This is a genomic window from Halomicrobium sp. HArcht1-1, from assembly GCF_058933285.1.
This window is the reverse complement of the sequence record NZ_JBZYDL010000001.1, coordinates 87,170-111,845: the sequence shown is the minus strand read 5'-3', so window position 1 is coordinate 111,845 and position 24,676 is coordinate 87,170. Positions and strand designations below refer to the sequence as shown.

Below are 24,676 nucleotides of genomic sequence, written 5' to 3'. Positions count from 1 at the left end.
ACATCCCACTCACGTCCATGAGCAACCCAACGAAGATCGTCCTCGGGACCATCGCCGTCTCGGCGCTGCTGTCCCTGGCACTGATCGCGAACCTCGCGCTCGCGTAGATGTTCAGCGAGCGCTCCCTCGACGGGGAGCTGGCGACCGTCCGCGAGCGCCACGCGCCCGACGCGCTCGTACTGGACTGCGAGCGGGACTTCGAGACGCTGGACCCGGCAGTCGCCGAGGAGCTCCTGCTGGTCACCGACGACGTGGCTCCGCTGTCCTATCCCGACGAATGGGTGCCCGACGACGCGCCCGCGGAACTGCACGCCTTCGCGTCGAGTGACTTCACCGTCGGCACGCCCGGCGACGGCGGCGTCGCCTGGACGCGCCAGACCGACCCGGCGGTCGTGCTGGTCAAGCCCCGCCTGGCGGGCTCGCCGGACGACTTCGTCGAGTTCCTGCTGGCCGAGGCGCTGGTCGCCACCGGGCTGGGGGTTCCCGAACAGTTCCTCGGCTTCTTCGAGGAGCGGTATCGGGCGTTCGCGGCGGCGACGGCCGACCACCTCTCGCCGGCCGGCACCTACCAGCTCGCGGCGGCGGTCTTCGACGCCTTCGTCGGCCTGCAGACGCGCCCGGTGTTCGCCGACTGGGAGGGCGACCTGCCGGCGCTGTTCGACGCGTGGGTCGACGCGGGCGAGCGCCTCGAACCGCGCCTCGGCGACCTCTCCGGAGAGGTCGCGATGGGCCAGACGAAGTTCCCCGCGGCCGCGGAACTGGCCTGCTCGGCGATCAAACACGGCGTCGAGGTCCCGGCTCCGTTCGCAGCCCTCGACACCAGCGCGTACGGCGAGTACGGCCCGGAGTACGCCGTCACGTGGGCCGAGAAGACCCTCGCCGAGCTGAGCTGACGCCGCCCACGATCTCCGCTTCCGACACCTGCCTTCTCGGAGTGGCGACGGTCGGCACGGCCGGGCGACGCCCTCCACTGGATTCAAATAACCGCCAGCGCAACCACGAGCAATGAACGCGCTCGTTACGGGACACGCTGGGTACATCGGCGGTGTGCTGACAGAGCAACTCTCGGCGGCCGGCCACGAGGTCGTCGGCTTCGACAACGCGGCCGACCCGGCCGACGACATCCGGGACGCCGACCGCGTCGAGGCCCTCTTCGAGGCCGAGGAGTTCGACGTAGTCTACCACCTCGCGGCCGACGCCGACGTGTGGACCGACGACTGGCGACACCTCGTCGAGAACAACGTCATGGGGACGGCGACCGTCGTCGGCGTCGCCCGCGAACGCGACGTGCCGGTGGTGTTCGCCTCCAGCATCGCCGCCGCCGACCAGGTCAACCGCTACGGCCACTCGAAACACCTCGCGGAGGGGGCCGTCAGCGAGTACGACGGAGTCACGACCGTCCGGTTTCCCAACGTCGTCGGCGGTCCCGCCCCGCGCGGACAGGCCCAGGACATGATCGAACAGGCCCTCGACGGCGAGATCGAGGTCTGGGGCGACGGCGAGATCGTTCGCCCCTACGTCGATGTGGGCGATCTCTGTGCCTTCCTCCGCGAACTTGGGACCGGCTCTTTCGCCGTCGAGACTCCCGCTGCGGTCTCGTCGTACACCTTCACGAACGCCGCCGTCGGCGAGTCGATCCAGTCGATCGTCGCCGAGGAGACCGGCACCGAGCCCGCGCTGTCGATCGTCGACCGCACTCCGCCATCGCCGATGGAGCTCTCGGCCGACGACATCCGCCTGCGAGAGCCGACACCCATCGAGGCGTCGCTGCGCTCGCAGATCCGGGCCGCGATGGAGTAATTGCGCTCTCGCTGGCGCGCATCCCTTCCGTCCACCGCTCCCGTAGCCCGCGCAACCGACCGTGCCCTGGCGGATGAAAGGGCGAGGCGCGCCTCGCGTCGTCTGTGCAGGCCCTATCCGAGCCTCGCGAGGATATCCTGCACAGACGGCGTCGAGCGGGCCGAGGGCTTTCGAGGTGTTCGTCTCTGTGACAGCGACGAACTCTAGAGCAAGTCGTCCTAGTAGCCGCCCTCGAACAACTCTTCGAAGACCTTGTGCTGGGCGGCCCGGAGGTGCTGGTGGTAGGTCGGTCGGGAGATGTCCATCCCATCGGCGAGTTCGTCGCCGTCGACCTCGCGGGGCCACTCGAAGAAGCCGCCGAGGTACGCCGTCCGGAGCGCCGTCTCCTGTCGATCGGTGAACCGTTCGGCCAGCGCGGCGCGGAACTCCTGTTGGGTCTGGACGGGGCGCTCGTGCTCGTGGTAGCCGACCAGGTCCGTCGAGTCGTAGTTGTCCTCGACGAGCCCGAACACCTCGCGGGCCTCCGCCTCGTAGGGGAGTTCGATGTTGTAGCGGGCGATCCCGTTCTCGCTGACGATCGACTTCGGGACGGCCCCGTGGTCGACGAGCGTCGCGATCAGCGACTCCGTGACGGTCACGTCGAACAGCGCCTCGTCGTCGTGTTCGGCCACTCGGCTCGCGGACTCGACGGCGTCGTCGGCGTCCAGCACGGCCATCACCTCGTCGGTGTCGGCGTCCTGTGCGGTGAGATACAGCCGCAGCGAGCCGTCTTCCTGTGTCACGGTCCCGGCGGAGGTGATCGTCCCGCCGGCCCGACCGGAGAGGCGCGACAGTAGCAGGTCCCGGTCGTCGACGGTGAACTCCAGTTCGATCACCTTGTTGGCACTGAGGATTCGGCCGCTCTCGATGGCGTTGATCGCGTTCGCGACGGCCCGACCCAGCGCCTGCAGGACGACCTTCTCTCGCTGGTCGAAAGCGTCGGTCTGGTCGGCACAGACGTACAACACGCCGTAGTTCGAGTCCGTGTACGACAGCGGAATCGCCATCACCGACCGGACGCCGTTCTCGGCGGCCGACTGGAACCAGCCACCGGCGTCTTCGAGCGCGGCTCCCTCCAGTACCTTCGGCCCATCACATTCCAGGGCCTGCGCGCCCGGCGTGTCGCCGTCGATCGGTTCGGCCACGTCCGCGACGTCGACGGGTGGCTCGCCGGCAGGTACGTCGCGCTCGTCGTCGGTGGTGGCTGGGCCGCTGGGCTGACTGCCGGCCCACTCGCGGGCGCTGATCGTCTCGGCGCGCACGTCCGGCCGCCCCAGCCACGCGAAGGTATAGGGCTCGACGGCGACGAGCTGCTCGCAGACGCCGGCCTCGACCTGCTCGCGCGTGGTGGCTTCGACCAGCACCTCGACGGTGTTCTGGATCAGCCCGTTGATCCGTTCGAGGATCGTCTCGATGCGCTCGCGGGCCTCTCGGACCTCCTGCTCGCGCTTGGCGCGGTTGCACGCCGCGGCGGCGTTGATCGCCAGCAGCGCGGCCACCTGCCGGTCGTTCTCGTCGAAGGCCCCCACCGTCGTCGAGGCGACGGTCAGGGTCCCGTGGACGCCGATGGGGAAGTACATCGCCGAGCGCACCGGCCCGAACTCCCCGTCGGGATCCTCGATCGTTCGCACGTCGTCGTAGACGGCGGGTTCGCCCGAGGCGAAGACGGTGCCGGGCTGGCCCTCGTCGAGAGCGTACACCGGCCGCTCGGGGAGCTGGTCGTCGGTGGCGTCGGTCGTCGCCGTCGGTCGCAACACGCGCTCGTCGGCGTCGTACAGCCGGACAGCACTCAGCTCGAAGCCCAGTACCTGCCGGGCCGCGTTCGCGACGATGTCCGCGACCGACTCCCGGCTCGGTGCCTGCATCAGCGATCGGGAGGTCTCCTGTAGCTGTGAGATCAGCTCTCGGTGCCGCCGCCGATCGGAGATGTCCCGGACGATCCCGACGACGCCGCGGAACCGCCCGTCGTCGAACAGCGCCGTCACGTGCTCTTCGCAGGCGATGGGCTCGCCCCGCTTTGGCTGTACCGAGAGGTCGAAGGTCCGATCGAGGTCCTCCGTCTCCCCGTCGCGTAGCGCCGCCAGCGCCGTCTCGGTCCGTTCGCTGGTCTCCCGATCCTTGATGCGGGTGACTGGCTCGCCCTGGAGTTCCGTCTCGTCGTAGCCGGTCAGCTCGACCATCGCCTCGTTGACGAACGTGAAGTGGCCGTCCGCGTCGAGGACGTAGACGCCGTCCTCCAGCGCTCCGACGATACCGGCGTACTGCTCGACGCTCGCGCCCTCGATGGCGGCATCGACGCCGCCGTCGGTCACGACCCGCGTTTCCGTCCCGCGTTCGGTCCTCGTTTGCTCGCCTCGCCCCCCGGCGTCGGCGTCACTCTTCCCCACGGCCTCGCCGTCGGCGGCGTCTGCCGCCTCCTCGTCCGCCCTCATACCTAATACGTTAGTGTGTTCGAGTACTTAAGCGGCTCCCCGGCGGTCGCACGTGCGCTCGTCGAGAGAGCGCGATTCACCCCTTCGGTTCCGGTCGAACCGTCCCGTTCGTTCGACCGACGGTCCGCACGTCCAGCGATGCCCCCGTGTCGGAATCGCTCACTCGATGTTGATCGCCGGCCGTCCCGGCTCGGCTTTCCGGACCAGATCGGGGTCGGCGTCCTCGCCGGCCCGCACGGTCACCTCGGCGTCGAACTCCTCGGCGATCAGCCAGCGAGCGCGTGCGAGCACCTCGGCCTCGGTCGCGGCGTCGAGGGTCTCGGTCAGGCTCTGCAGTTCCGCCTGCAGGTCCTTCGCGTAGTCCGGTGCGCCGTCCTCGCCGCGGAACCGCTCGTCGCTCATGATCTCGCCGACGAGGTTGTCGCCGTCGAACTCGCGAGCGATCGCGTGGGCCTCGAACTTCCACTCGGGCGCGACGGCGATCTCGACGTGGCTCGGGTCTTCGATGTCGGCCACGTCGACGATCTGGCGCACGTCCTCGCGGGTGTCCTCGACCAGCTGGCGCTCCAGCTGGTGGCGGTCAAGATCGCCGTCGGCGGTCGGCCAGTCGGCCTCGGCGACGAACCCCTCGTCCGCGTCGGTGAGCTTCGTCCACAGCTCCTCCGTGACGTGGGGTGCGACCGGTGCGAGCAGGCGAACGATCGTCGACAGCGCCGCCTCGACGGTCTCGGCGTGGGGCTCGGTGGCCTCGGCGTAGCGGTCCAGCAGGGAGAGCAACTCTCTGGTCTCGCGCAGCGCTTCGGTGAACGTCAGGTTCGCGTAGCTCTCGTCGGCGATGGCGGTGACCCGATCGATCTCGCGGCGGACGTAGTCGGTCACGTCGCCGGCCTCGCCAGCGGGCGGTGACTCGACGTAGGCCTCGACGGCGTCGTACAGCCGCGTCAGGAAGCGGTGACTCGAGGCGACGCCCTCGTCTTTCCAGTCGAAGTCCCGCTCGGGGCGGGCGGCCTGCATCATGAACAGCCGCGCGGTGTCGGCCCCGTACTCCTCGACGATGTTCTGCGGGGAGACGACGTTGCCCTTCGACTTGGACATCTTCTCGCCGTCGAGCTGGACCATCCCCTGCGTGACGAGGTTCTGGAACGGCTCGCGGTGGTCGAGCAGCTCCAGATCCGAGATGGCCTTGGTGACGAAGCGAGCGTACAGCAGGTGCATCACGGCGTGTTCGATGCCGCCGACGTACTGATCGACGGGCATCCAGTCGTTCGCGCGAGCGGTGTCGAACGGCCCGTCGTCGCGGTCCGGCGCGGTGTACCGCAGGAAGTACCAGGAGGAGTCGACGAAGGTGTCCATGGTGTCGGTCTCGCGTTGGGCGGGGCCGCCACAGTCGGGACAGGTCGTCTGGACGAACTCGTCGACCTCGTCCAGCGGGTTCCCCGTGGTCCGGACGAACTCGGGGAGTTCGACGGGGAGGTCTTCGTCGGGCACCGGCACCGCGCCACACTCCTCGCAGTGGACCATCGGGATCGGCGTCCCCCAGTAGCGCTGCCGGGAGATCCCCCAGTCGCGCAGTCGGTACTGCTTGTCGTGGCGCGCACCGGGCAGGTCGTCCTCCAGCGCGCTCCGGGCGTCGGCGCTGGTGTAGCCGTCGTAGTCGCCGGAGTTGACGAGCACTCCGTCTTCGGTGTACGCCGCGTCCTCGACGTCTGGCACGTCACCGTCTGCGGGCTTGACGACCGGCTCGATCGGCACGTCTTTCTTGCTCGCGAAGGCGTGGTCGCGCTCGTCGTGGGCGGGCACCGCCATCAGCGCGCCCGTCCCCACGTCCGAGAGGACGAAGTCCGCGACGAACACCGGGATCTCCTCGTCCGTCGCGGGGTTCGTGGCGGTCAGGTCGGTGGCGACGCCGTTTGGCTCGTCGCCGTCGGGATCTGCCTCCTCCTCGACGAAGTGAGCCACCTCCTCGTCGGAGTCGGCCAGATCCTGTGCGATCTCGCTGTCCGGAGCCACCGCGAAGAAGGTCGCCCCGTGGATCGTGTCCAGCCGCGTCGTGAAGATCTCGACCTCGCCGTAGCCGGAGACCTCGAAGGGGACCCGCGCGCCGTGCTGGCGGCCGATCCAGTCTCGCTGCATCGCGCGGACGCTCTCGGGCCACCCCGACAGCTCGTCGATGTCGTCGACCAGCTCGTCGGCGTAGTCGGTGATCGTCAGGAACCACTGGTCGAGGTCGCGCTGGGTGACGGGCGTGTCACAGCGCCAGCACAGCTCTGCCTCGCCCTCGACCTGCTCGTCTGCCAGCACCGTCTCACAGGAGGGACACCAGTTGACCTCGGACCCTTTGCGCTCGACGAGCCCCGCCTCGTGGAAGCGCTTGAACAGCCACTGGTTCCACCGGTAGTACTCCGGATCGCAGGTCGTGACCTCCCGGTCCCAGTCGTAGCCAAAGCCCATCTCGCTCATCTGGGCCTTCATCGACTCGATGCACTTGCGGGTCCACTCCTCGGGGCTCGTGTCCCGCTCTTCGGCGGCGTTCTCGGCGGGCAGTCCGAACGAGTCCCACCCCATCGGGTGGAGCACGTCCTCGCCCTGCATGCGCCTGTACCGGGAGTAGGCGTCCGTGATCGTGTAGTTGCGGACGTGACCCATGTGGAGGTTGCCGGAGGTGTAGGGGAACATCGCCAGGACGTACTCTACGTCCTCGGCGCTGTCGGGGGTCCGGAACACCTCGGCGTCGTCCCACTCGGCCTGCCACTTGGGTTCGATCGCGCTCGGATCGTACCCGCTCGAACTGTCTGACATCGTTCTTGTTGCCCCCAAGAGTCCCGGGGACTAAATGAGTAGCTGGTTCGCCCGCGCGTGGGCCTCCCGCCGGCTCCGATCGCTTTCGGGACGACTGCCAACGACCCGCACACTTACGCTCGTTCGGTCCGACGGTCGGACGATGGCGCGACTCGACGAGCCGGTCGACATCGGCGGCGTCACAGTGCCCAACAGGCTGTATCGCGCGCCGCTGCTGGAGTGTGCGGGCAACGGTCCCGACGCCGTCGACACGCTGATCGACGAACTCGAACCGACGGCGGCGTCTGGCGTCGGCCTCGTGTTTCAGGGTGCGAGCATCGTCACGGCAGACGGCGGCTGTGCCGCGCCAAACATGACGCGCGTCCACGACCCCGCGTTCGTTTCCCGACTCGAACGGCTCACCGGTGCCGTCCACGACCACGGGGGTCGGATCTTCCTCCAGCTCGCACAGGGCGGACTCCGCAGCATGGCGGTGTGGCACGCCGGCTACCGCAGCGAGCACCCGCAGCTCGAACAGCTGGCCGTCTCGCGGCCGCCGTGGCCGCTCCGGGTGCTCGACCGCGCTGGGCTGATCGATCTCTCGCCTCACGTCCTCGACACCAGCGAGGTGTACGAGCTGGCCGCCCAGTTCGGCCGAGTGGCGGGGTCCGCCGCCGACGCCGGCTACGACGGCATCCACCTCTCGGGGGCGAACATGAGCCTGCTCCAGCAGTTCTGTTCGCCCTTCTTCAACCGGCGAGACGACGAGTTCGGCCCCGACCCCGGCGAACCGGCCGCGGGCGGGCGGCGGTTCCTCGAAGCGATCCACGACGCCGTCCGCGAGCACGCCGACGACGTGGCGCTGGTGACGAAGGTGCCCGCCGAGACCGCCGCGCCGGCCTTCGTCCGCCGGCACCTCTCGTTCGACGACGCCGTCGGGCTGGCGAGCGATCTCGTCGCGGCGGGCTACGACGCCGTGGTCCCGGTCGCGGTGTCGACGTTCTGGGACATGAGCATCGTCCGTGGGGCCTACCCCGAGCGGGCGTGGTCGGCTGCGGACCTGCGAGGGGAGTACGCGGCGGCGTTCGGCGGCCCGCTCCGGGCGCGCGTCGTCGCGCTCCTCAACCGCTTGCAGGCCCGCCGGTTCGACCGCGAGCCCGGCTGGAACGCCGACCTCTGTCGGGCGGTGCGCGAGCGGGTCGACGCGCCCGTGCTGTGCGAGGGCGGAATTCGCGAGCGCGCGACCTGCGATCGGCTACTCGGTGCGGCCGACCGGCCGCCGGCCGCGGATCTGGTCGGGATGGGGCGACCGTTCTACGCCGAGCCGCGACTCGGCGCGCGCCTGCTCGCCGGTGCGGACGCGCTGTGTGCCAGTTGCAACAACTGCACCGTCCCGCAGGTGGCCGGCGAGCCGGGTCGGTGCCGGACGCCAGCGGTCGTCCGCGAGCGCGCTCGACTCGCCGACCGGGGTGCTTACGACCGTCCCGGCGACGCCACCGACGAGTCGGGGCCGTCCGGCGACTAGACGTCGTCAAGCGTCAGCCGATCGAACTTCCGGACGGCGTAGTAGTAGCCGCCGACGCCGGTCGTCGCGAGGACGGCCAGATAGACGATCCAGGCTCCGACCAGCAGCAGGCCACCCCCGTCGACCGAGAGCCAGACGAGTGCGAGGCCGATGCCGACCACCACCAGCGTCCCGAAGAAGTAGGTGAGCGTCCCCAGCGTCGAGGGGTGGGCGCGCTCGACGTTCATGTACTCGCTGCGTTCGAACTTCGGGACGACGGCCCCGACGCCCAGCGCCGTGCCGGCCGCCGCCAGCAGGACCACGGGGGTGAGAAGCGTCCGTCCGAGCACGCGGAGGGGCGGATCGCTCACGAGCCCCAGCGGGAGCCCGACGCCGACTGCGACGATCCCGCCGACGACGAGTCCGCCCACCACCCGGCCCCGCAGGAGGTGTCTCGTCGAGGCCGTGCTCGTCAGCAACAGCGGGAGCTGCTCGCGGTCGTCACCCATCGGATTCAGACAGAAGGTCGCGCCCGCGAGGACGCTCCCGGCGACGACGGCGGCGCCGGGACCGAGATCGGTCAGGAGGTCGGGCTGCGTGACGAGGCTCCCGACGAAGGCCAGCCCGCCGAACAACACCATCGAGAGGTGCGAGACGAGCTTCGGGTTCCGGCGCGTCCGCAGGAGGTACCGCCAGGCGATGCGCGTCGAGGGCGTCGCCGCCAGGACGCGCGGGGCCGACCGACTCGTCGTCTGCTGGTCGCCCGACTGGTCGCCGCGGTCGTCGAACAGGAGCGCGCTCTCGATGCGCAGCGTCGTCGCCAGCCCCACCGGGATCGCCGCCAGCGTCACCGCGGCCACGACGACGCCCAGGGGCCGGGGCGTCGCGCCCAGCGGTGCGCTGACGACGCTGGCGTAGGCCTGTAGGGGCTGTCCCGGCAGCAGCGCCGACAGCGCCGGCCCGTCGCCGTCGCCCATCACCGCGGGGATCGCCGTCTGGAAACCGACGAAGACGGTGCCCGCGAGGACGACCAGCACGACCGCCTTCGCCCACGCCGAGAGTCGCGAGAGCAAGCCGAGATAGCGGACCGTCGCGCCGATCGTCCGGCCGACGACGAGTCCGGCCACCAGCAGCGGGAGGCTGGCGGCGAGCACGAGCAGCGCGGGCAGGGGCGTCCCAGCGCCGGCCGCCACCATGACCAGCAGGACGACCCCCGGAACGACGGCGAACGCCGTCGCCTGGAGCGTCTCGCTGGTGACCCGCCCGATCACGACCCCCTCCGGCGGGATCGACGTGCGTACGAGCGGCCCGATCGCCCCCACGCGGGTCTGGTTGATCGCCGTCGCGGCCCCGAAGTACAGCCCGATCGTGAGCGCGCTCACGAGGACCGTTCCGAAGCGCGCCAGCGGCGGATCGCCGCCGGCCAGCCCCGCGCCGAACGCCAGGACCTGCGACAGGAAGGTCAGCGGGAAGAACAGCCCGAACGAGAGCAGTCCGACGACGACGCCGATCAGCTGGCGGCGGTTGCCCGCGATACGGCGGATCTGTGCCCGCAGCTCGGTGCGTGCAAGCACCGCGCCGTCCCGCAGGTCACTCCGTCGCATAGGCCTCGCTGGCGTCGCCGGTCAGCGCGAGGAAGGCGTCTTCGAGGTCGGCACCGCCCTCGGCCTCGACCGAGCCGATCAGCTCTCCCGGTGGCCCCTCCGCGACGAGGCGGCCGTCGTGGAGCACGCCAACCTCGTCGGCGATCTCCTCGACGACGGGGAGGATGTGCGTCGAGAGGAAGACGGTCGTGTCATCGGCCGCCAGCTCGACGATTAGCTCGCGCAGCGTCTTGGCCGCCCGCGGGTCGAGCCCGGAGGTCGGCTCGTCGAGGAAGACGACGCTGGGATCGTGCTGGACGGCCTGGACGAAGGCGGTCTTCTGGCGCATCCCCTTCGAGTAGCCGTCGACCCGCCGATCGAGGTCCTCGCGCAGCCCCAGGCGCTCGCACAGTCCCAGCGCCCTGTCGGCGACCTGCTCGAAGGGAACGCTCCGGAGATCGGCGGCAAACGCCAGTTGCTCCCGCCCGGTCAACTCCTCGTACAGCGGGGGCTCTTCTGGCAACAGGCCGATCCGATCGACGAGCTGGCGGCGGTCGTCACTCGGCACGCCCGCGACCGTGGCCGTCCCATCGCTGGGCTCGACCAGGCCGGTGAGCATCCGCATCGTCGTGGTCTTGCCCGCGCCGTTCGGGCCGAGGAAGCCGTAGACGACGCCGGTCGGGACCGTCAGGTCGAGTTCGGCGACGGCCGTCGTCGAGCCGTACCGCTTGCTCAGTCCGTCCGTGGCGATGGCCGGGGACACTGTCATTGTCGGTCCGTCGGGTGTCTCCGAGGAATGTCTTCGGGTCGATCGCCGTGTCGCCCTCGTCGGCTACTCCAGCAACAGGCGACGGGGCTCGGCCAGGAACTCTTTGAGCGTGTTGACGAAGCGGGCGGCGTCGGCCCCGTCGATCACGCGGTGGTCGATCGCCAGCGAGAGGGGGAGGGTCGGCTTCGCGACGACCTCGCCGTCCCGTGCCACGGGTCGCTCCTTCAGCGCCCCCGTGCCGAGGATCGCCGTCTGGGGTGCGTTGATGATCGGGTCGGCGTACTCGCCGCCGATCGCGCCGAAGTTGGTGACGGTGAAGGTCCCGCCCTGCATCTCCGACCGGTCGAGGTCGCGGTCGCGTGCGCGGGCGACGAGATCGTTCACCTCGCGGGCCAGTTCGAGCAGTCCCTTCTCGTCGACGCGCTCGACGACGGGGACGACGAGACCGTGGTCGGTCGCCGCCGCGACGCCGAGGTCGACCCGGTCGTGGTAGACGATCTCCTCGGCGTCCGTGTCGAGTTCGCTGTTCAGGATGGGGTGGTGTCCGAGTGCCGCGGCCACGCACTTCAGGAGCAGCGGCGTGTACGTCAGGTCGACACCGCGGTCCTCGGCCAGTGGTTCGAGTCGCTCGCGGGCGTCGACCAGCCCCTCGACGACGGCCCGGTCGTGGTGGGTCGCGTGCGGGATCTCTCGGCGGGACTCGGCCATCCGCTGGCCGATCGTCCGCCGGATCCCCTGGTACGGTTCGCGCCGGCCCCCCGTGGCCGCCGTCCCACCCTCGCCGTCCGCGGGTTCGGTCTCCGTGCCCCGTCCCGTGGAGCCAGTGGCTCGCTCTCGCTCGGTCTCGTCGGCCGACGCGGCGAAGGCTCGCACCGCCGCCTCGTCGACGTAGGGCTCGCCGTCGCGGCGCTCGTCGGTCGGGACGGCGTCGATGTCGACCCCCAGATCGTCGGCGAGCCTGCGGGTCGCTGGCGTCGCCAGCGTGTGGTCACGGTCGGCGTCGCTGTCGACCGCCGAGACCGCCGACTTCACGGCAGGTTCGTCCGTCGATTCGTCGTCTCCGACGCGTCTGACGGCCGACTTCACGCCGCCGTCGTCGCTACCGTCGCCGTCGTCGACCCGACTGACGGCGGATTCGATCTCGCTGTCGGCCTCGCCGTCCTCGTGGGCGGCTCGCACGTCGCTCTCGGTGATCCGACCGCTCGGACCGCTCCCGTCGACGGCGGTGATCTCGACGCCGAGCTCGCGGGCCAGCCGCCGGACGTTCGGGGGCGCGAACACGCGCTCGTCCGTCCCAGCGGACTCGTCGTCGTTCGACTCGTCGGTGGCCGGAGCCGCCGCCGCTCTGTCCTCGCCGTCGTCGGTCGCGATCGACACGACGACGGCACCGGTCTCGACCACGTCGCCGGGCTCGTAGTGCAGCTCGCGGACGACGCCCGCGACCGGCGACGGCACGTCGACGGCGGCCTTGTCCGTCTCTACTTCGGCCAGCACCTGGTCTTCTTCGACGCGGTCGCCCGTCGCGACGTGCCACGCCAGTATCTCCCCCTCGGCGACGCCTTCCCCGAGGTCGGGGAGTTCGAACTCGAACATGGGCTAAAACTCACAGGCGTCTGTGATACCGTCTTTGATACGGGCAGGTTCGGGGAGGTAGTAGTCCTCCAGGGCGTACAGCGGGTACGGCGTGTCGAAGCCGGTCACGCGCTGGATGGGGGCCTCCTGGTAGAGCAGCGCCTCCTCCTGGATCGTCGCGATCACTTCGCCGGCCAGCCCGCCCGTCTTGGGGGCCTCGTGGACGACGACGGCCCGACCGGTCCGCTTGAAGCTCTCGACGACGGTGTCGGTGTCCATCGGCGACAGGGTCCGCAGATCGATCACCTCGGCGTCTATCCCCGGGGCGAGCTCCTCGGCCGCCTCGACGGTCGGGCGCGTCATCGCACCCCAGGTCACGACGGTCACGTCCGACCCCTTGCGGCGGACGGCGGCCTCGCCAAGCGGGACGGTGTAGGACTCGGCGTCGACGGGCTCGCGGAAGGCCCGGTAGATCAGCTTCGGTTCGAGAAAGATGACGGGGTCGGGATCGCGGATCGACGCCGCGAGCAGCCCCTTGGCGTCGGCGGGTGTCGAGGGGACGACGACCTTCAGGCCGGGCTCGTGAACGTAGAAGGCCTCCTTCGACTCGGAGTGGTGCTCGGGCGCGCGGATGCCGCCGCCGTAGGGCGCGCGGACGACCATCGGACAGGTGAAGCGCCCGCGGCTGCGGTTGCGCAGTCGCGCGGCGTGAGACACCAGCTGGTCGAAAGCCGGGTACATGAACCCGGAGAACTGCATCTCCGGGACCGGGCGCAGGCCGTGGGCGGCCATGCCGATGGCGGTGCCGACGATGCCCGACTCGGCCAGCGGCGTGTCGATCACGCGGTCGGGGAACTCCTCGATCAGGCCCTGTGTCGCCCGGAAGACGCCGCCGTTCTCGCCCACGTCCTCGCCCAGCACGAGCACGTCCTCGTCGCGGTCCATCTCGCCGTAGAGCCCGTCCCGGACCGACTGGACGAGGGTCAAATCCTGCGTCTCGGTGCTCATTCCAGCAACACCTCGTCGCCGTGGCGCTCGCGCAGCGCTTCGAGGTAGTCCAGTTGTTCGTGCAGCCGCTGTGGCATCTCGGCGTAGACGTGTGCGAACATCTCCTCGGGCGCTGGCCGCTCGTACTGCTCGGCCGTCTCGATGGCGTCGGCGACCTCTTCGGTGATCGACGACTCGATGGCCTCGACGGACTCGTCGTCGAGGAGGCCGCGATCCCGCAGGAACGCCTCCATGCGCGGGATGGGGTCTTTGCGCCGCCAGCGCTCGACTTCCTCGTCGCTCCGGTAGACGGAGGGATCGTCGGCGGTCGTGTGTGCGCCAAAGCGGTACTGGACCGCCTCGATCATGGTCGGGCGCGGGTCCTCGCCGGCCGGGTCGCGGGCCTTCTCGACGGCTTCGCTGGTGACCTGATAGACGGCCAGCGGGTCCATACCGTCGACCTGGATCCCCTCGAAGCCGTAGGCGCTTGCCTTCTGGGCCAGCGTCGCGCTGGCGGTCTGGCGCTCTCGGGGGACCGAGATGGCCCACTGGTTGTTGTTACAGAAAAACACCGTCGGGGTGTCGAACACGCCAGCGAAGTTCAGTCCCTCGTGGAAGTCTCCCTCGCTGGTCGCGCCGTCGCCGAAGTACGCCAGGTGGACTTCGTCTTTCCCCCGGAGCTTCGCGGCCCACGACGCGCCCGTCGCGTGGGGGATCTGCGTCGCGATCGGGACGGCCAGTGCGAACGCGGCGACACCCTCGGGCGGATCGTTGCCGGCCTCCGACCCCATCCAGTACAAGAGGATCTGATCGAGCGGCCACCCGTGTGCGTGCAGCGCGGCGTGTTCGCGATAGCTCGGAAACACCCAGTCACCGTCGGCCAGCGCGTGGGCGCTCGCGACCTGTGCGCCCTCCTGTCCGGCCATCGGCGGGTACGTCCCCATCCGACCCTGTCGCTGGAGGCTCACCGCCCGCTGGTCGAAGTGACGAGCCAGCTTCATCTCGCGGTAGATCGCGACGAGTTGCTCGTCCGTGAGGTCGGGCACCGTCGCGCCGTCCCGTACCTCGCCGTTCTCGTCGAGTACCTGTACCTGGTCTGTCGGGTCGCGATGGAGGACGCTCAGTGGGACCACCTTCCGTGTGACATACGGTATACGTTGTCGCGGGGTCGGCTTATGGTTTGTGCGGACGAATATCTCTCTCGGTGGAATTATCGAGGGTAATTCCTACGTGGGTACTGTTCCGTCTCACGCGATCGCACTGACCGCGACTGTCGCCCCGCAGCCGCGACACAGGAGGGCGACGCCGCTCTCGCCGTCGGGGCGGTCTTCGAAGACGAGCGCCGAGTCACACGTCGGACACCGTTCGAGACACATGACGAGTCGCGCTGCCAGCTCTTCGCGGGGCACGTCCGGGAGCCGTGCCAGTCGGGCCTCGTCGACCCTCTCTCTGATCGTCGGTTCGGCGACGATCGCGGCCAGAAACCCCGCTCTGGAGTGCCACGCGCCCACCGTTTCGTCGCCGTGTGTGACGACGTACCGATCGTCCGCCTCGGTCACGTCGAGGGCGTCGGCGTCGAGCCCCTCGCTTGCTGCCAGCCAGCGCAGCGCCCGGTCGCCACCGCGCATCTGGGCCATCCGCTCGTGCCAGGCCTCGGCGAATCCATCGGTGAGCCGGAGGTCGGTGCCGTCGGCCGTCGGTTCGAGGACGTTGGCCTCGCGCAGGACCGTCTCGACTGTGGCGGCGTCGTCGGTCTGTTCGGACTCCGTGCGGTCCTCGCCGCCGTCCGTTCGGACGACGCGGCGGTCACGACGAACGGGTGGCAACCTCATACGGGACCCTCTGGCTCCACACGGATAGTAGCGCTGTCACTCGGCCGGCCCGGCGGGCTCACTCTCCGGCCCGTGCCCGCCGCCGTGCGATGGCGGGGTCGTTTCCCTCCAGTACCGCTTCGACGAACAGCTCACCGGCGCGATAGGACGAGCGGACCATCGGTCCCGAGGCGCAGTAGGCGAAGTCAAGCTCCTCCTCGGCGACCCGTCGCCAGGTGTCGAAGGCGTCGGGGTGGACGTACTCCGAGACTTCCAGGTGCGAGCGGGAGGGCTGGAGGTACTGGCCAAGCGTCACCACGTCGACCCCCACTTCCCGCAGGTCCGAGAGCGTCTGGTAGACCTCGTGGGCGTACTCGCCGACGCCGAGCATCAGGCTCGTCTTCGTGTAGATGTCCGACTCTCGGTCGACCTGGCCAAGCACCGACAGCGACTGCTCGTAGCCGGCCCGGCGGTCGCGCACGGGCCACTGGAGGCGCTGGACGGTCTCGACGTTGTGGGCGATCACGTCCGGGCCGGCGTCGATAATCTTCCGGACCAACCGCTCCTCGCCCCGGAAGTCCGGAATCAGACACTCGACGAGAATCGACGGGTCACGCTCTTTGATCGCCCGGATCGTCTCGGCGAAGTGGCCCGCGCCCTGGTCGGGCAGGTCGTCGCGGTCGACGCTCGTGAGCACGACGTAGTCCAGCCCGATGTCCGCGACCGCGTCGGCGACGTTCGCGGGCTCGTCGGGATCGAGCGGCTCCATCCCGCCGGTCTCGACGTCACAGAAGTTACAGCCCCGCGAACAGCGATCGCCCAGCAGCATGAACGTCGCCGTCCCCGGCCCGTCCTCGCCACTCCAGCACTCGCCCATGTTGGGGCAGTTGGCCTCCTCACAGACGGTGTGGAGGTCCCGCTCGCGCAGCGACTGTTTGATCTCGGTGAAGCGCTGGCCCGACGGCGGCCGCATCTTGAGCCAGTCGGGCTTGCGGGCGCGACTCATTGCCCACAGTTAGGAACGGGCGATGAAAACGGCTGTGGTGCCGGTTAGAGCTGACGGTTCGGACGGACCGACTCCTGCCCGGTGCTTCGTCCCGGCGGCGTTCGTCGCCGTCGTCGGTGCCACCGAGTACTGGCTCCGCCGGCACTGCTCGGTGTCTCCACCGCGGCCGATCGGGTGAGTCGTCTCCGTCGATCTGTGGCGGCGGCGACTGCGGTATAGAAACGCATATTGCACCGCGGCCCCCGGTCCCTGACGTGTCACGGAGCGCCGACGGGGAGCCAGCCGTCGCGGTCGCGGACGTGCTCCCCGAGTTCGCCGACGCCTTTCCTTTCGAGGAGTTCAACCGAATGCAGTCGGAGACGCTCCCGGCGCTGTTGAACCGCGAGGACAACGTCGTCGTCAGCGCACCGACCGCCAGCGGGAAGACCGCACTGGCCGAGATCGCCATCTGCAAGACCCTGCAGGCCGGCGGGACCGCGCTCTTTCTCGCGCCGCTGCGGGCGCTGACAAACGAGAAGGAGAGCGAGTGGGAACGCTTCGAGGACCTGGGCTATTCGGTGTACGTCGTCACCGGCGAGCGCGACCTCAACCCCCGCCGCGCGGAGCGGGCCGACATCCTCGTGATGACCCCGGAGAAGGCCGACTCGGCCACTCGAAAGCACGACTCCCGGCGCTACGAGTTCATCACGGACGTGGACTGCTGTCTCATCGACGAGGTCCACCTGCTGGACTCGGACCGTCGCGGGTCGGTACTGGAGGTGACCGTCTCGCGGCTCCGTCGACTGTGTGACCCCCGCGTGGTCGCGCTGTCGGCGACGATGGAGAACGTCGAGGACGTTGCGGCGTGGCTCGACGCCCCCAGCGAGACGACCTTCCAGTTCGACGACGACTACCGGCCGGTGCCGCTCAACGCCGACGTGAAGACCTACAGCCACGGCGAGAACGCCTTCGCCGACAAGTACCGGCGGCTCTACCGGGCGCTGGATCTGGCCGAGCCACACATCCGCGAGGAGGGCCAGGCCCTCGTGTTCGTCTCCTCGCGACAGGACACCGTCCAGGCAGCCAAGAAAGCCCGTGACGAGATCGTCGAGCGGGACGTGCCGATGGGTGCCCGCGGCGAGTACGACTTCCACACCGAGGCCGCCGAACTCGACAACGACACCCTCCGCCAGTCCGTCCTGGACGGCGTCGGCTTCCACCATGCCGGTCTCTCTCGGGCGGACAAGGACCGCGTCGAGGAGTGGTTCAAGGAGGGACTCATCCAGCTCCTGTTCTCGACCTCGACGCTCGCCTGGGGCGTGAATCTCCCGGCCCGCTGTGTCGTCATTCGGGACACGAAGCTCCACGACCCCCTGGAGGGGGAAGTCGACATGAGCCCGCTGGACGTGCTCCAGATGCTCGGCCGCGCTGGCCGGCCGGGCTACGACGACATGGGGTACGCCTGGATCGTCTGTGATCGGGCGGACGCCGACAAGTACCGCAAGCTCCTGCGCGAGGGCAAGGAGATCGAGTCCAGGCTCGCCGACGACCTCGATGCCCACCTCAACGCCGAGATCGCGCTGGGGACGCTGGGCGACGTCGAGGACGTGATGGGGTGGCTCGAAACCACGTTCTACTACCAGCGCGCCCAGCGCGCTCCCGAACGGTACACCGCCGGCACCGACCTCCGGGAGCGAGTGTCGGACACGCTCGGGGAGCTCGTCTCCGACGGGTTCGTCGAGATGGACGACCTCTCGGTCGAGGGGACCCCGCTCGGTCGACTGGCCTCGAAGTTCTACCTCCGGCTGGCGACGGCCCGTCGGTTCAAAGACTGTGCCGACCGGGCGGCGGCCGACCCGGACGGCTTCGACGAGGACGCGATCCTCTCGACGGTCGCCGGTGCGACGGAGTTCGACAGCGTCAGCGCCCGCAGCGACGAGGAAGACGCCGTCGCGGCGGTGATCGGCTCTCGCGGCGAGGCGCTGACCGCCGGCCAGCGGAAGGTCCTCGCGATTCTCCGCTCTTCGATGTCCGGCACGACGCCGTCGGAACTCCAGAGCGACGCCTGGGTCATCAAGCAGAACGCGCTCCGCATGCTCGCCGCGCTGCGGGCCTTCCTCGATCGCTTTGCCGGCGCTCGCGGCGCGAACCTCGCCCGCCGCGTCGAGGCGCGCGTCGAGAACGGCGTCAGCGCGGACGCGGCGGGGCTCACGGCGATCGACGGGGTCGGTCCCGGACGGGCGCGCACGCTCGCCGCCGAGGGCTTCCGGACGCCCGCGGACGTGGTCGACGCTGGCGTCGCCGGACTCGTCACGGCCGGCCTGAGCGAGAGTGTCGCCGAGCGGGTCCACGACAACGCGACCGACCTGCCAACAGTCGTCGTCGAGTGGGGCGAGTTCCCGGACCAGATCGCGGCCGGCGAGCGCGAACTCCACGAGGTGACGGTCCGCTCGGTCGCCGGGAGCGCCCGCGCCGGCATCCGCGTGACTGTCAACGGCCACGAGATGACGGCCAAACCGTCGTACCTCGGACAGGCGACGGTCCCGGTCGCCGCGTTCGGCGGTGACGCCGACGAACTCACCTTCACGATCGAGGTCACTTTCCCCGAGTTGCCGATCCCGCCGATCCGGGAATCTCGCACCGTCAGCGTGGGGTGATACGGACGGTTGTAGACGTTTATCCAGTCGACCGCACGCTGTCGTGCAGTCGATCTGGGACAGCGCTACAACTGTCCGTATGAGCGTTCCCAGTTGGCGTCGTGTGTGTGGCTCACTCGCTGGCGAGAACGTTCGATCGGACGATCTCGGCCATCTCGGTCGGTGTTTCGGCGACGAGGTCGGCGTTCTCGGTCGCACCCTCGGCCGCCCCGACGCCGAAGCTGACGACGGTCATCCCCGCGCGGTGGGCCGCGGTCGTCCCGTGGTGGGAGTCCTCGACGGCCAGCGCAGTCGCTGGATCGACGCCCAGCTCGGCGGCGGCGCGCTCGTAGATCGTCGGCTCGGGCTTCCCGGGGCCGTCGAGGTCCGCGGCGCTGACGACGGTGTCGAACAGGTCCCCGAGATCGAACCGTTCGAGGACGATCTCGTACCACTCGGGCGGGGAAGCGGTCACCATGGCGACGGGCACGCCGGCCTCGCGCAGCTCCGTCAGCAGTGCTCGCACGCCGGGCGTGAGCTCGACCTGTTCGCCGTAGATTTCGTCGGCTGCCCCCTCATACAGCGAGACGAACGCCTCGTAGTCGACGGCCAGGTCGTACGTCTCGTCGAGCACGTCGTACTGCTCCTCGTAGAAGATCCCGGTCACTTCCTCGACCGGCACCTCCTGGTCGGGGACCGCTGTCGGCAGGATCTCCTCGCGCTCCAGCTCGATCCAGTAGTCCTCCGAGTTCACCAGCACTCCGTCCATGTCGAAACACGCGGCGTCCATACTCGCCCGGTTCTCTCGCAGTGACAAATGTGTAGCGTTCGCGCCTGCGTGTCCGCCCCACTACCGGCTGTCGCCGTGACCGATCTCGCCGCCTCGGGACGGCGGCTGTCCTCATACTGCCGGCTGTACCTTCGTGAAGATCTTCGCCACCCCGGGGTGGCGAAATCGGTCACAGATGTACAGCCGGTCGTATCACGAAGTCGTCGCCGGCAGTATCGGTCGTCTGGTAGCCCGACACTGGCTCGGTCACTGCAACTTACGTCCCAGCTCCCGACGGCGTCGATCGCTTTTGCATGCTCCTTGATATCACACCTCACTGTTAAATGGTTGGACAGACAATATGTAATCGTCCACGATGTCGGAACCCGAAACCACCGAGCGGCGTGGGGTCGACCGCGCACCCGCGCTCGTCTGTCGGGCGCGGACGGTCCTCCGTACCTCCGTCCTGATCGCTCGCCGACTGGCGTTCTGGCTGGCCGTCGTCCTGCCAGTGGTCTACGTTCCGCTCCTGTTCGTCGACGGTCACTGGGCCACGCTCGCCGTGTCGGCGCTGCTCGTCGCTCACGTGCTCGTGGTCCTCGCCGGCAGTGGCTACGACCCGAACGGCTGATACAGTGTTAGAAGCGCCTATAAATTTTCCCGACTCTTCTCGATCGGTTTCGAAACGCGTGAAACACCGCCGCGGCGGTGTAAAATACCGACTACCTCCGCTGAAATGAGCTAAATTCTACCCAACCGTCGGCCCATTATATGCTGGTGTCGGGCATAGCGACGAGCGAGGAGAACGCTCCAATGTCCATCGCACCGCCCTTCGACTCCGACACGGTCGCCCTCGACGCACAGTCCATCCGAACGCTCGCCTTCCGCCCCGTCGAAGCGACGGCGTTCTGGACCGCTGTGGCGCTCCCGCTGGTCTACCCCGCTCTCATGTTCGGTGGATTCGACGGACAGGAGCCGTTCCTCCTCGTGGCGGCGCTCGCGCTCCACGTCGCCGCTCTCCGTCTCGGCCGGGGACACGGCCGGGACGGCTAATACCGCCGGCCGCCCGACTCCCCGCTTTCCTCCCGCCAGTGGTCCCCGCCCCCGTCCGAGCGTTCAAGTATCGAGACGCGACCAGCCCCGCCCATGCACGACGACACTCGCGTGCTGGCCGGCGACTGTACCACGCTGTTCGAGACGACCGGCGCACAGACCCAGCGGACCCGCGAGCAACGCGGCGAGGTCCTCGTAGTGGTCAAGCCCGACAACACCGTTCTCGTCCACGACGCCGACGGCTACCAGCCGGTCGCGTGGCTCACGCGGCCCGACAGCGTCACTATCGAGGGCGGCACCGTGGTCGCCCGCGACGGCGACGACCTCCTGCGCGTGGTCACCCACGAGGAACACGGCAGCGCCAGCTACCCGGTCTCGGAGGCCGGCATCCCCGTCGGCGACTGCCTGGCGTGTGCGGGCACGCTGGTCCGGTCGAACGGCGCGGTCCGGTGCTCGGACTGTGCGGAGCGCTACGGCCTCCCCGCGGACGCGACGATCACCGGCGGTCGCTGTCGGGACTGTCGCCTCCCCACCATCCGCACCGAACGGGGCCGAGCGTTCGAACTGTGTCTGGACCGGGAGTGTGAATCGCTGGACGACCGCGTCACCGAGGCCTTCGACCGCGAGTGGGACTGTCCGGCGTGTGACGGCGACCTCCGCATCGTCCGGAAGGGCGGGCTGTTCGCCGGCTGCGAGCACCACCCCGACTGTGAGACCGCTTTCGCCATCCCCACCGGCGTGGTCGTCGACACCTGTGCCTGCGGGCTCCCGCTGTTCGAGACTTCGGGGGGCCGTCGCTGTCTCGACGCGACGTGTTCGCAGGCGCAGGCGAGCGAGCCGGCGACGTACTCCGGACCCTGACGCTCCGTCCTCGATACGACCCGCAGGGGCTTTACTCGCCCACGCGCAGGCAGGAGTATGGACGCGACGCTCTCCGATGGGGTCGTCCGGGCCGGCAAGCGGGCCCGCGAGCAGTTCTACGATTCCAGCGGGTACGGCCGGCCGGTCGACGCCGGGAAGCTCGAACTGGCACCCGTCGAGGCGGCACACCTGCTGTATCGCGGTGACCTCGACGGTGTCGACGGGATGGGACTTCGGGAGCTACTGAACTCCGCGTTGCTGTCGGAGGTCGACTTCTTCGTCTACAAGGACCTGCGCGACCGGGGGTTCTACTGCTCGCCGGCACGCCCCGACCGCGTCGAGGACCCCGACGGCTGTGACTTCGTCGTCTACCCGCGGGGCAAGGGGCCGTGGGACGACGCGGTCGCCCACCGGATTCGGGTCGTCAGCGAGCGCGAGACGGTCCCGGCAGCCGATCTGGGGGAGTGTGCGCTGGCCGTCGTCGACGAGGAGAGCGAGATCAGCTACTTCGAGACCCACCGTCCGGATGTCACCGGGACGAGTCGGTCGTCCGTCCCCGAAACCGACGGCGATCTGCTCGCAGATCGGGTCGTCTGCTGGGACCCGCCCGCCGAACTCTACGAAGCGGCCTTCTACGGGCAACCGCTCGACGAGCAGGACGCACAGGCGATCCAGCTCTCGCTGGTCGAGGCCGCGTACCTCGCCGGGGCGGGCACGCTTCAGGTCGAAGGCGATGCCGACGCGGTGATCGAACGCGGTCGCGCCGTCGAGGGCGATCGGTTCGACCGCCGGCTCGCGGTGTACGAACGGCTTCGCGAGCAGGGGATCGCACCCAAGACGGGCTTCAAGTTCGGCGCGGACTTCCGGACCTACGCAGATGTCGAGAGCGTCGCGGACCTGGGTCACTCCGAACTGCTCGTGCGGGCGTTCGACGCCGGCCACGTCTTCGAGCCCCGAGACCTCGCACTGGACGTGCGCCTGGCCCACGGCGTGCGCAAGACGATGGCCTACGCGTTCGTCGGCGACGAGGGGATCGACTGGCTGGCCGTCGAGCGCCTGACGCCCTGACTGCAGCCCGAAACGAACCCTTTTTGCGCCGACGACCACCTACGGATGAATAGATTGGCTCGCGCCAGTCAGTTCGACCATGAGTGACCCAGATCGTACCCGCGACGAGGGATCGCCCGACGACCACAGCGCCGCGTCGGGTTCGGACTGGCGCGAGCGTTCGGGGACCCCCGTCCGACCGGACGGCGGTGAGCGAATCGGAGATTCGCGAGCCTCGTCAGAGCTTTGCTCTGACGGCGGTGAGGCGAGCGAAGCGAGCCGAGCCACGTCGGATCTTCGATCCGACGGCGGTGAGGCGAGCGAAGCGAGCCGAGCCACGTCGGATCTTCGATCCGACGGTGGTACCGAGGTCGAAGGAGCCGACGACGTGGCGCTGGATCCGTGGGGCTCCTCGACGGTCTCGGACTACCGCAAACTGTTCGATCAGTTCGGCATCGAGGCCTTCGACGAGGTGCTGCCGGAGGTGCCCGACCCCCACTACCTGATGCGCCGGGGCGTCATCTTCGGCCATCGAGACTACCGACCGGTCGCTCGCGCGATGCGAGAGGGCGAGCCCTTCGCCGCGCTCTCGGGGTTCATGCCGACGGGCGACCCGCACATCGGTCACAAACTCGTCTTCGACGAGATCATCTGGCACCAGGAGCAGGGCGGCGACGCGTACGGACTGATCGCCGACCTGGAGGCCCACAGCGCCCGCGGCCTGACCTGGGCGGAGATCGACGAGCACGCGACCAACTACGTTCTCTCGCTGCTGGCACTCGGCTTCGATCCCGAGGACGGGGAGCTGTACCGTCAGTCCGAGAACCGCGACGTACAGGATCTTGCCTTCGAACTCGGTGCCGAGGCGAACTTCTCGGAGCTCCAGGCGATCTACGACTTCGACGGAGAGACCGACGTGAGTCACATGCAGTCGGTCGTCACCCAGATGGCCGACATCCTCTACCCGCAACTCGACGAGCCGAAGCCGACGGTGATCCCGGTCGGCCCCGACCAGGACCCACACATGCGACTCGCCCGCGACCTGGCGGCTCGGATGGGGTATTTCGGCGTCACCAGCGCGTACGCGAGCTTCGAGGCCGACGACGCCGAGCGGGAGCTGCTCGGTGCCGCCTACGAGGCCCTGCAGGCCGACCGCTCGGCCGACGAGCGCGTTCGCTGTGAAGCGGCCGCCGACTGGATCGAGGCCGAGATCACCCCCGACGACGTGCGACAGCGCACCGTCGAGAAGCTCCGCGCGGCGGGCAAGGAACCGCTTCGTCCCCGGACTCGTTTCCTCGATCGCAACGCCACCGACGAAGCCTTCGAGGCGCTCATCGAGGCTGTCGAGGGCGAGAAGCGCGTCTACGACGAGCACGTCGACGCCTTCGACATGGACCGCGAGGCAGCCACGGAGCTGGCCCGCGAGGTCGCGCTCGACCACGGCGGCTACGGCTTTCGCGCACCGTCGTCGATCTACCACCGCTTCATGACGGGGCTGACCGGCGGCAAGATGTCCTCCTCGATTCCGGCCTCACACATCTCGCTGCTCGACGACCCCGAAGACGGCTACGACAAGGTGAAGTCGGCGACGACCGGCGGCCGCTCGACCGCCGAGGAACAGCGCGAGAAGGGCGGCAAGGCCGACGAGTGCCCGGTCTACGAGCTGTACGCCTACCTGCTCGCCGGTGACGACGACGAGTTCGCCAAGGAGGTCTACGACGAGTGTGTCGGGGGCGAGCGGCTCTGTGGGGGCTGCAAGGAACAGGCCGCCGAACTGATGGAATCGTTCCTCGAAGATCACCAGGAGAAACGCGCCGAGTGGGAAGCGAAGCTCGACGAGCTCGACATCGACCTCGACAGCGACCGGAAGCGCTAACTCTCTGATCGAGGGGTGTTTTCGGGTACGGTGATCGAATTGGCGGCGAACAACTCACCGAAAGGGCGAGTGCTGCGTGACGGCGGAGCCGGCACGTTATAGCCGGCCGGTCCCGACGAAACCGTCCGCGGCAAGTGAGAACCGTTAACTGACGAACCCGCCGTGTATCCGACA

General features: G+C 69.1%; 20 protein-coding genes. 10 read left to right on the top strand and 10 right to left on the bottom strand.

Going from position 1 to position 24,676, the window contains the following annotated elements:
• Positions 1–17 precede the first annotated feature (17 nt).
• The 3 genes from AC5FRZ_RS00620 to AC5FRZ_RS00610 all read left to right on the top strand — a co-directional run bounded on the left by AC5FRZ_RS00620 (position 18) and on the right by AC5FRZ_RS00610 (position 1,800).
• On the top strand, positions 18–107 hold the full coding sequence (locus AC5FRZ_RS00620) for a hypothetical protein (protein ID WP_018256810.1): 90 nt from the start codon (positions 18–20) through the stop codon (positions 105–107).
• The gene (locus AC5FRZ_RS00615) at positions 108–893 is read left to right on the top strand and encodes a DUF7089 family protein (protein WP_493563602.1); all 786 of its coding nucleotides are present in this window, start codon (positions 108–110) and stop codon (positions 891–893) included.
• Between the two features lie 112 nt (positions 894–1,005).
• Entirely contained in the window at positions 1,006–1,800 is a 795-nt protein-coding gene (locus AC5FRZ_RS00610) for an NAD-dependent epimerase/dehydratase family protein (RefSeq protein WP_493563601.1), read from the top strand.
• 218 nt (positions 1,801–2,018) lie between these two features.
• On the opposite strand, the gene AC5FRZ_RS00605 is transcribed toward AC5FRZ_RS00610, so the two are convergent.
• Together AC5FRZ_RS00605 and leuS are read right to left on the bottom strand one after the other, a co-directional pair.
• A complete protein-coding gene (locus tag AC5FRZ_RS00605) occupies positions 2,019–4,271 on the bottom strand; it encodes a bacterio-opsin activator domain-containing protein (protein WP_493563600.1) in 2,253 nt (750 codons plus the stop codon).
• Between the two features lie 159 nt (positions 4,272–4,430).
• Positions 4,431–7,070 carry a leucine--tRNA ligase gene (gene leuS, locus AC5FRZ_RS00600; RefSeq protein ID WP_493563599.1) on the bottom strand — a complete coding sequence of 880 codons (2,640 nt, stop codon included), beginning with the start codon at positions 7,068–7,070 and terminating at the stop codon, positions 4,431–4,433.
• 142 nt (positions 7,071–7,212) lie between these two features.
• Between leuS and AC5FRZ_RS00595 the strand changes: the two genes are divergently transcribed.
• On the top strand, positions 7,213–8,574 hold the full coding sequence (locus AC5FRZ_RS00595) for an oxidoreductase (protein WP_493563598.1): 1,362 nt from the start codon (positions 7,213–7,215) through the stop codon (positions 8,572–8,574).
• Here the strand turns inward: AC5FRZ_RS00595 and AC5FRZ_RS00590 are convergent.
• The 7 genes from AC5FRZ_RS00590 to lipA all read right to left on the bottom strand — a co-directional run bounded on the left by AC5FRZ_RS00590 (position 8,571) and on the right by lipA (position 16,281).
• Positions 8,571–10,157 (bottom strand): hypothetical protein, encoded by a 1,587-nt coding sequence (locus tag AC5FRZ_RS00590; RefSeq protein ID WP_170092939.1) that lies wholly within the window; start codon positions 10,155–10,157, stop codon positions 8,571–8,573. The two genes, AC5FRZ_RS00595 and AC5FRZ_RS00590, sit on opposite strands and share 4 nt — an antisense overlap.
• A complete protein-coding gene (locus tag AC5FRZ_RS00585) occupies positions 10,144–10,905 on the bottom strand; it encodes an ABC transporter ATP-binding protein (RefSeq protein WP_170092938.1) in 762 nt (253 codons plus the stop codon). The genes AC5FRZ_RS00590 and AC5FRZ_RS00585 overlap by 14 nt, the downstream gene beginning before the upstream one ends.
• 63 nt (positions 10,906–10,968) lie before the next feature.
• Positions 10,969–12,498, bottom strand: a complete 1,530-nt coding sequence (locus AC5FRZ_RS00580) for a dihydrolipoamide acetyltransferase family protein (protein ID WP_493563597.1) — start codon at positions 12,496–12,498, stop codon at positions 10,969–10,971.
• 3 nt (positions 12,499–12,501) lie between these two features.
• On the bottom strand, positions 12,502–13,485 hold the full coding sequence (locus tag AC5FRZ_RS00575; protein WP_493563596.1) for an alpha-ketoacid dehydrogenase subunit beta: 984 nt from the start codon (positions 13,483–13,485) through the stop codon (positions 12,502–12,504).
• On the bottom strand, positions 13,482–14,588 hold the full coding sequence (pdhA, locus tag AC5FRZ_RS00570) for a pyruvate dehydrogenase (acetyl-transferring) E1 component subunit alpha (protein ID WP_493565067.1): 1,107 nt from the start codon (positions 14,586–14,588) through the stop codon (positions 13,482–13,484). The genes AC5FRZ_RS00575 and pdhA overlap by 4 nt, the downstream gene beginning before the upstream one ends.
• A 123-nt stretch (positions 14,589–14,711) precedes the next feature.
• Positions 14,712–15,296: a DUF8054 domain-containing protein gene (locus AC5FRZ_RS00565; RefSeq protein ID WP_493563595.1), complete on the bottom strand. Its 585-nt coding sequence runs from the start codon at positions 15,294–15,296 to the stop codon at positions 14,712–14,714.
• 58 nt (positions 15,297–15,354) lie between these two features.
• Entirely contained in the window at positions 15,355–16,281 is a 927-nt protein-coding gene (lipA, locus tag AC5FRZ_RS00560) for a lipoyl synthase (RefSeq protein ID WP_170092934.1), read from the bottom strand.
• Between the two features lie 254 nt (positions 16,282–16,535).
• Here lipA and AC5FRZ_RS00555 point away from each other — a divergent pair, with 254 nt between their 5' ends.
• Positions 16,536–18,917 (top strand): DEAD/DEAH box helicase, encoded by a 2,382-nt coding sequence (locus tag AC5FRZ_RS00555; RefSeq protein ID WP_493563594.1) that lies wholly within the window; start codon positions 16,536–16,538, stop codon positions 18,915–18,917.
• A 112-nt stretch (positions 18,918–19,029) separates the two neighbouring features.
• Here the strand turns inward: AC5FRZ_RS00555 and AC5FRZ_RS00550 are convergent, their stop codons facing one another.
• Positions 19,030–19,686: an HAD family hydrolase gene (locus tag AC5FRZ_RS00550; RefSeq protein WP_372480031.1), complete on the bottom strand. Its 657-nt coding sequence runs from the start codon at positions 19,684–19,686 to the stop codon at positions 19,030–19,032.
• A 355-nt stretch (positions 19,687–20,041) separates the two neighbouring features.
• Here AC5FRZ_RS00550 and AC5FRZ_RS00545 point away from each other — a divergent pair, with 355 nt between their 5' ends.
• The 5 genes from AC5FRZ_RS00545 to AC5FRZ_RS00525 all read left to right on the top strand — a co-directional run bounded on the left by AC5FRZ_RS00545 (position 20,042) and on the right by AC5FRZ_RS00525 (position 24,502).
• A complete protein-coding gene (locus AC5FRZ_RS00545) occupies positions 20,042–20,296 on the top strand; it encodes a DUF8028 family protein (protein WP_170092931.1) in 255 nt (84 codons plus the stop codon).
• A gap of 182 nt (positions 20,297–20,478) precedes the next feature.
• Positions 20,479–20,718: a DUF8028 family protein gene (locus AC5FRZ_RS00540; protein WP_240936930.1), complete on the top strand. Its 240-nt coding sequence runs from the start codon at positions 20,479–20,481 to the stop codon at positions 20,716–20,718.
• 93 nt (positions 20,719–20,811) lie between these two features.
• Complete coding sequence (locus tag AC5FRZ_RS00535) at positions 20,812–21,579, top strand: DUF91 domain-containing protein (protein ID WP_493563593.1); 768 nt, start codon at positions 20,812–20,814, stop codon at positions 21,577–21,579.
• A gap of 57 nt (positions 21,580–21,636) precedes the next feature.
• A complete protein-coding gene (endA, locus tag AC5FRZ_RS00530; RefSeq protein WP_493563592.1) occupies positions 21,637–22,647 on the top strand; it encodes a tRNA-intron lyase in 1,011 nt (336 codons plus the stop codon).
• Between the two features lie 79 nt (positions 22,648–22,726).
• Entirely contained in the window at positions 22,727–24,502 is a 1,776-nt protein-coding gene (locus AC5FRZ_RS00525) for a tryptophan--tRNA ligase (RefSeq protein ID WP_493563591.1), read from the top strand.
• Positions 24,503–24,676: the final 174 nt, after the last annotated feature.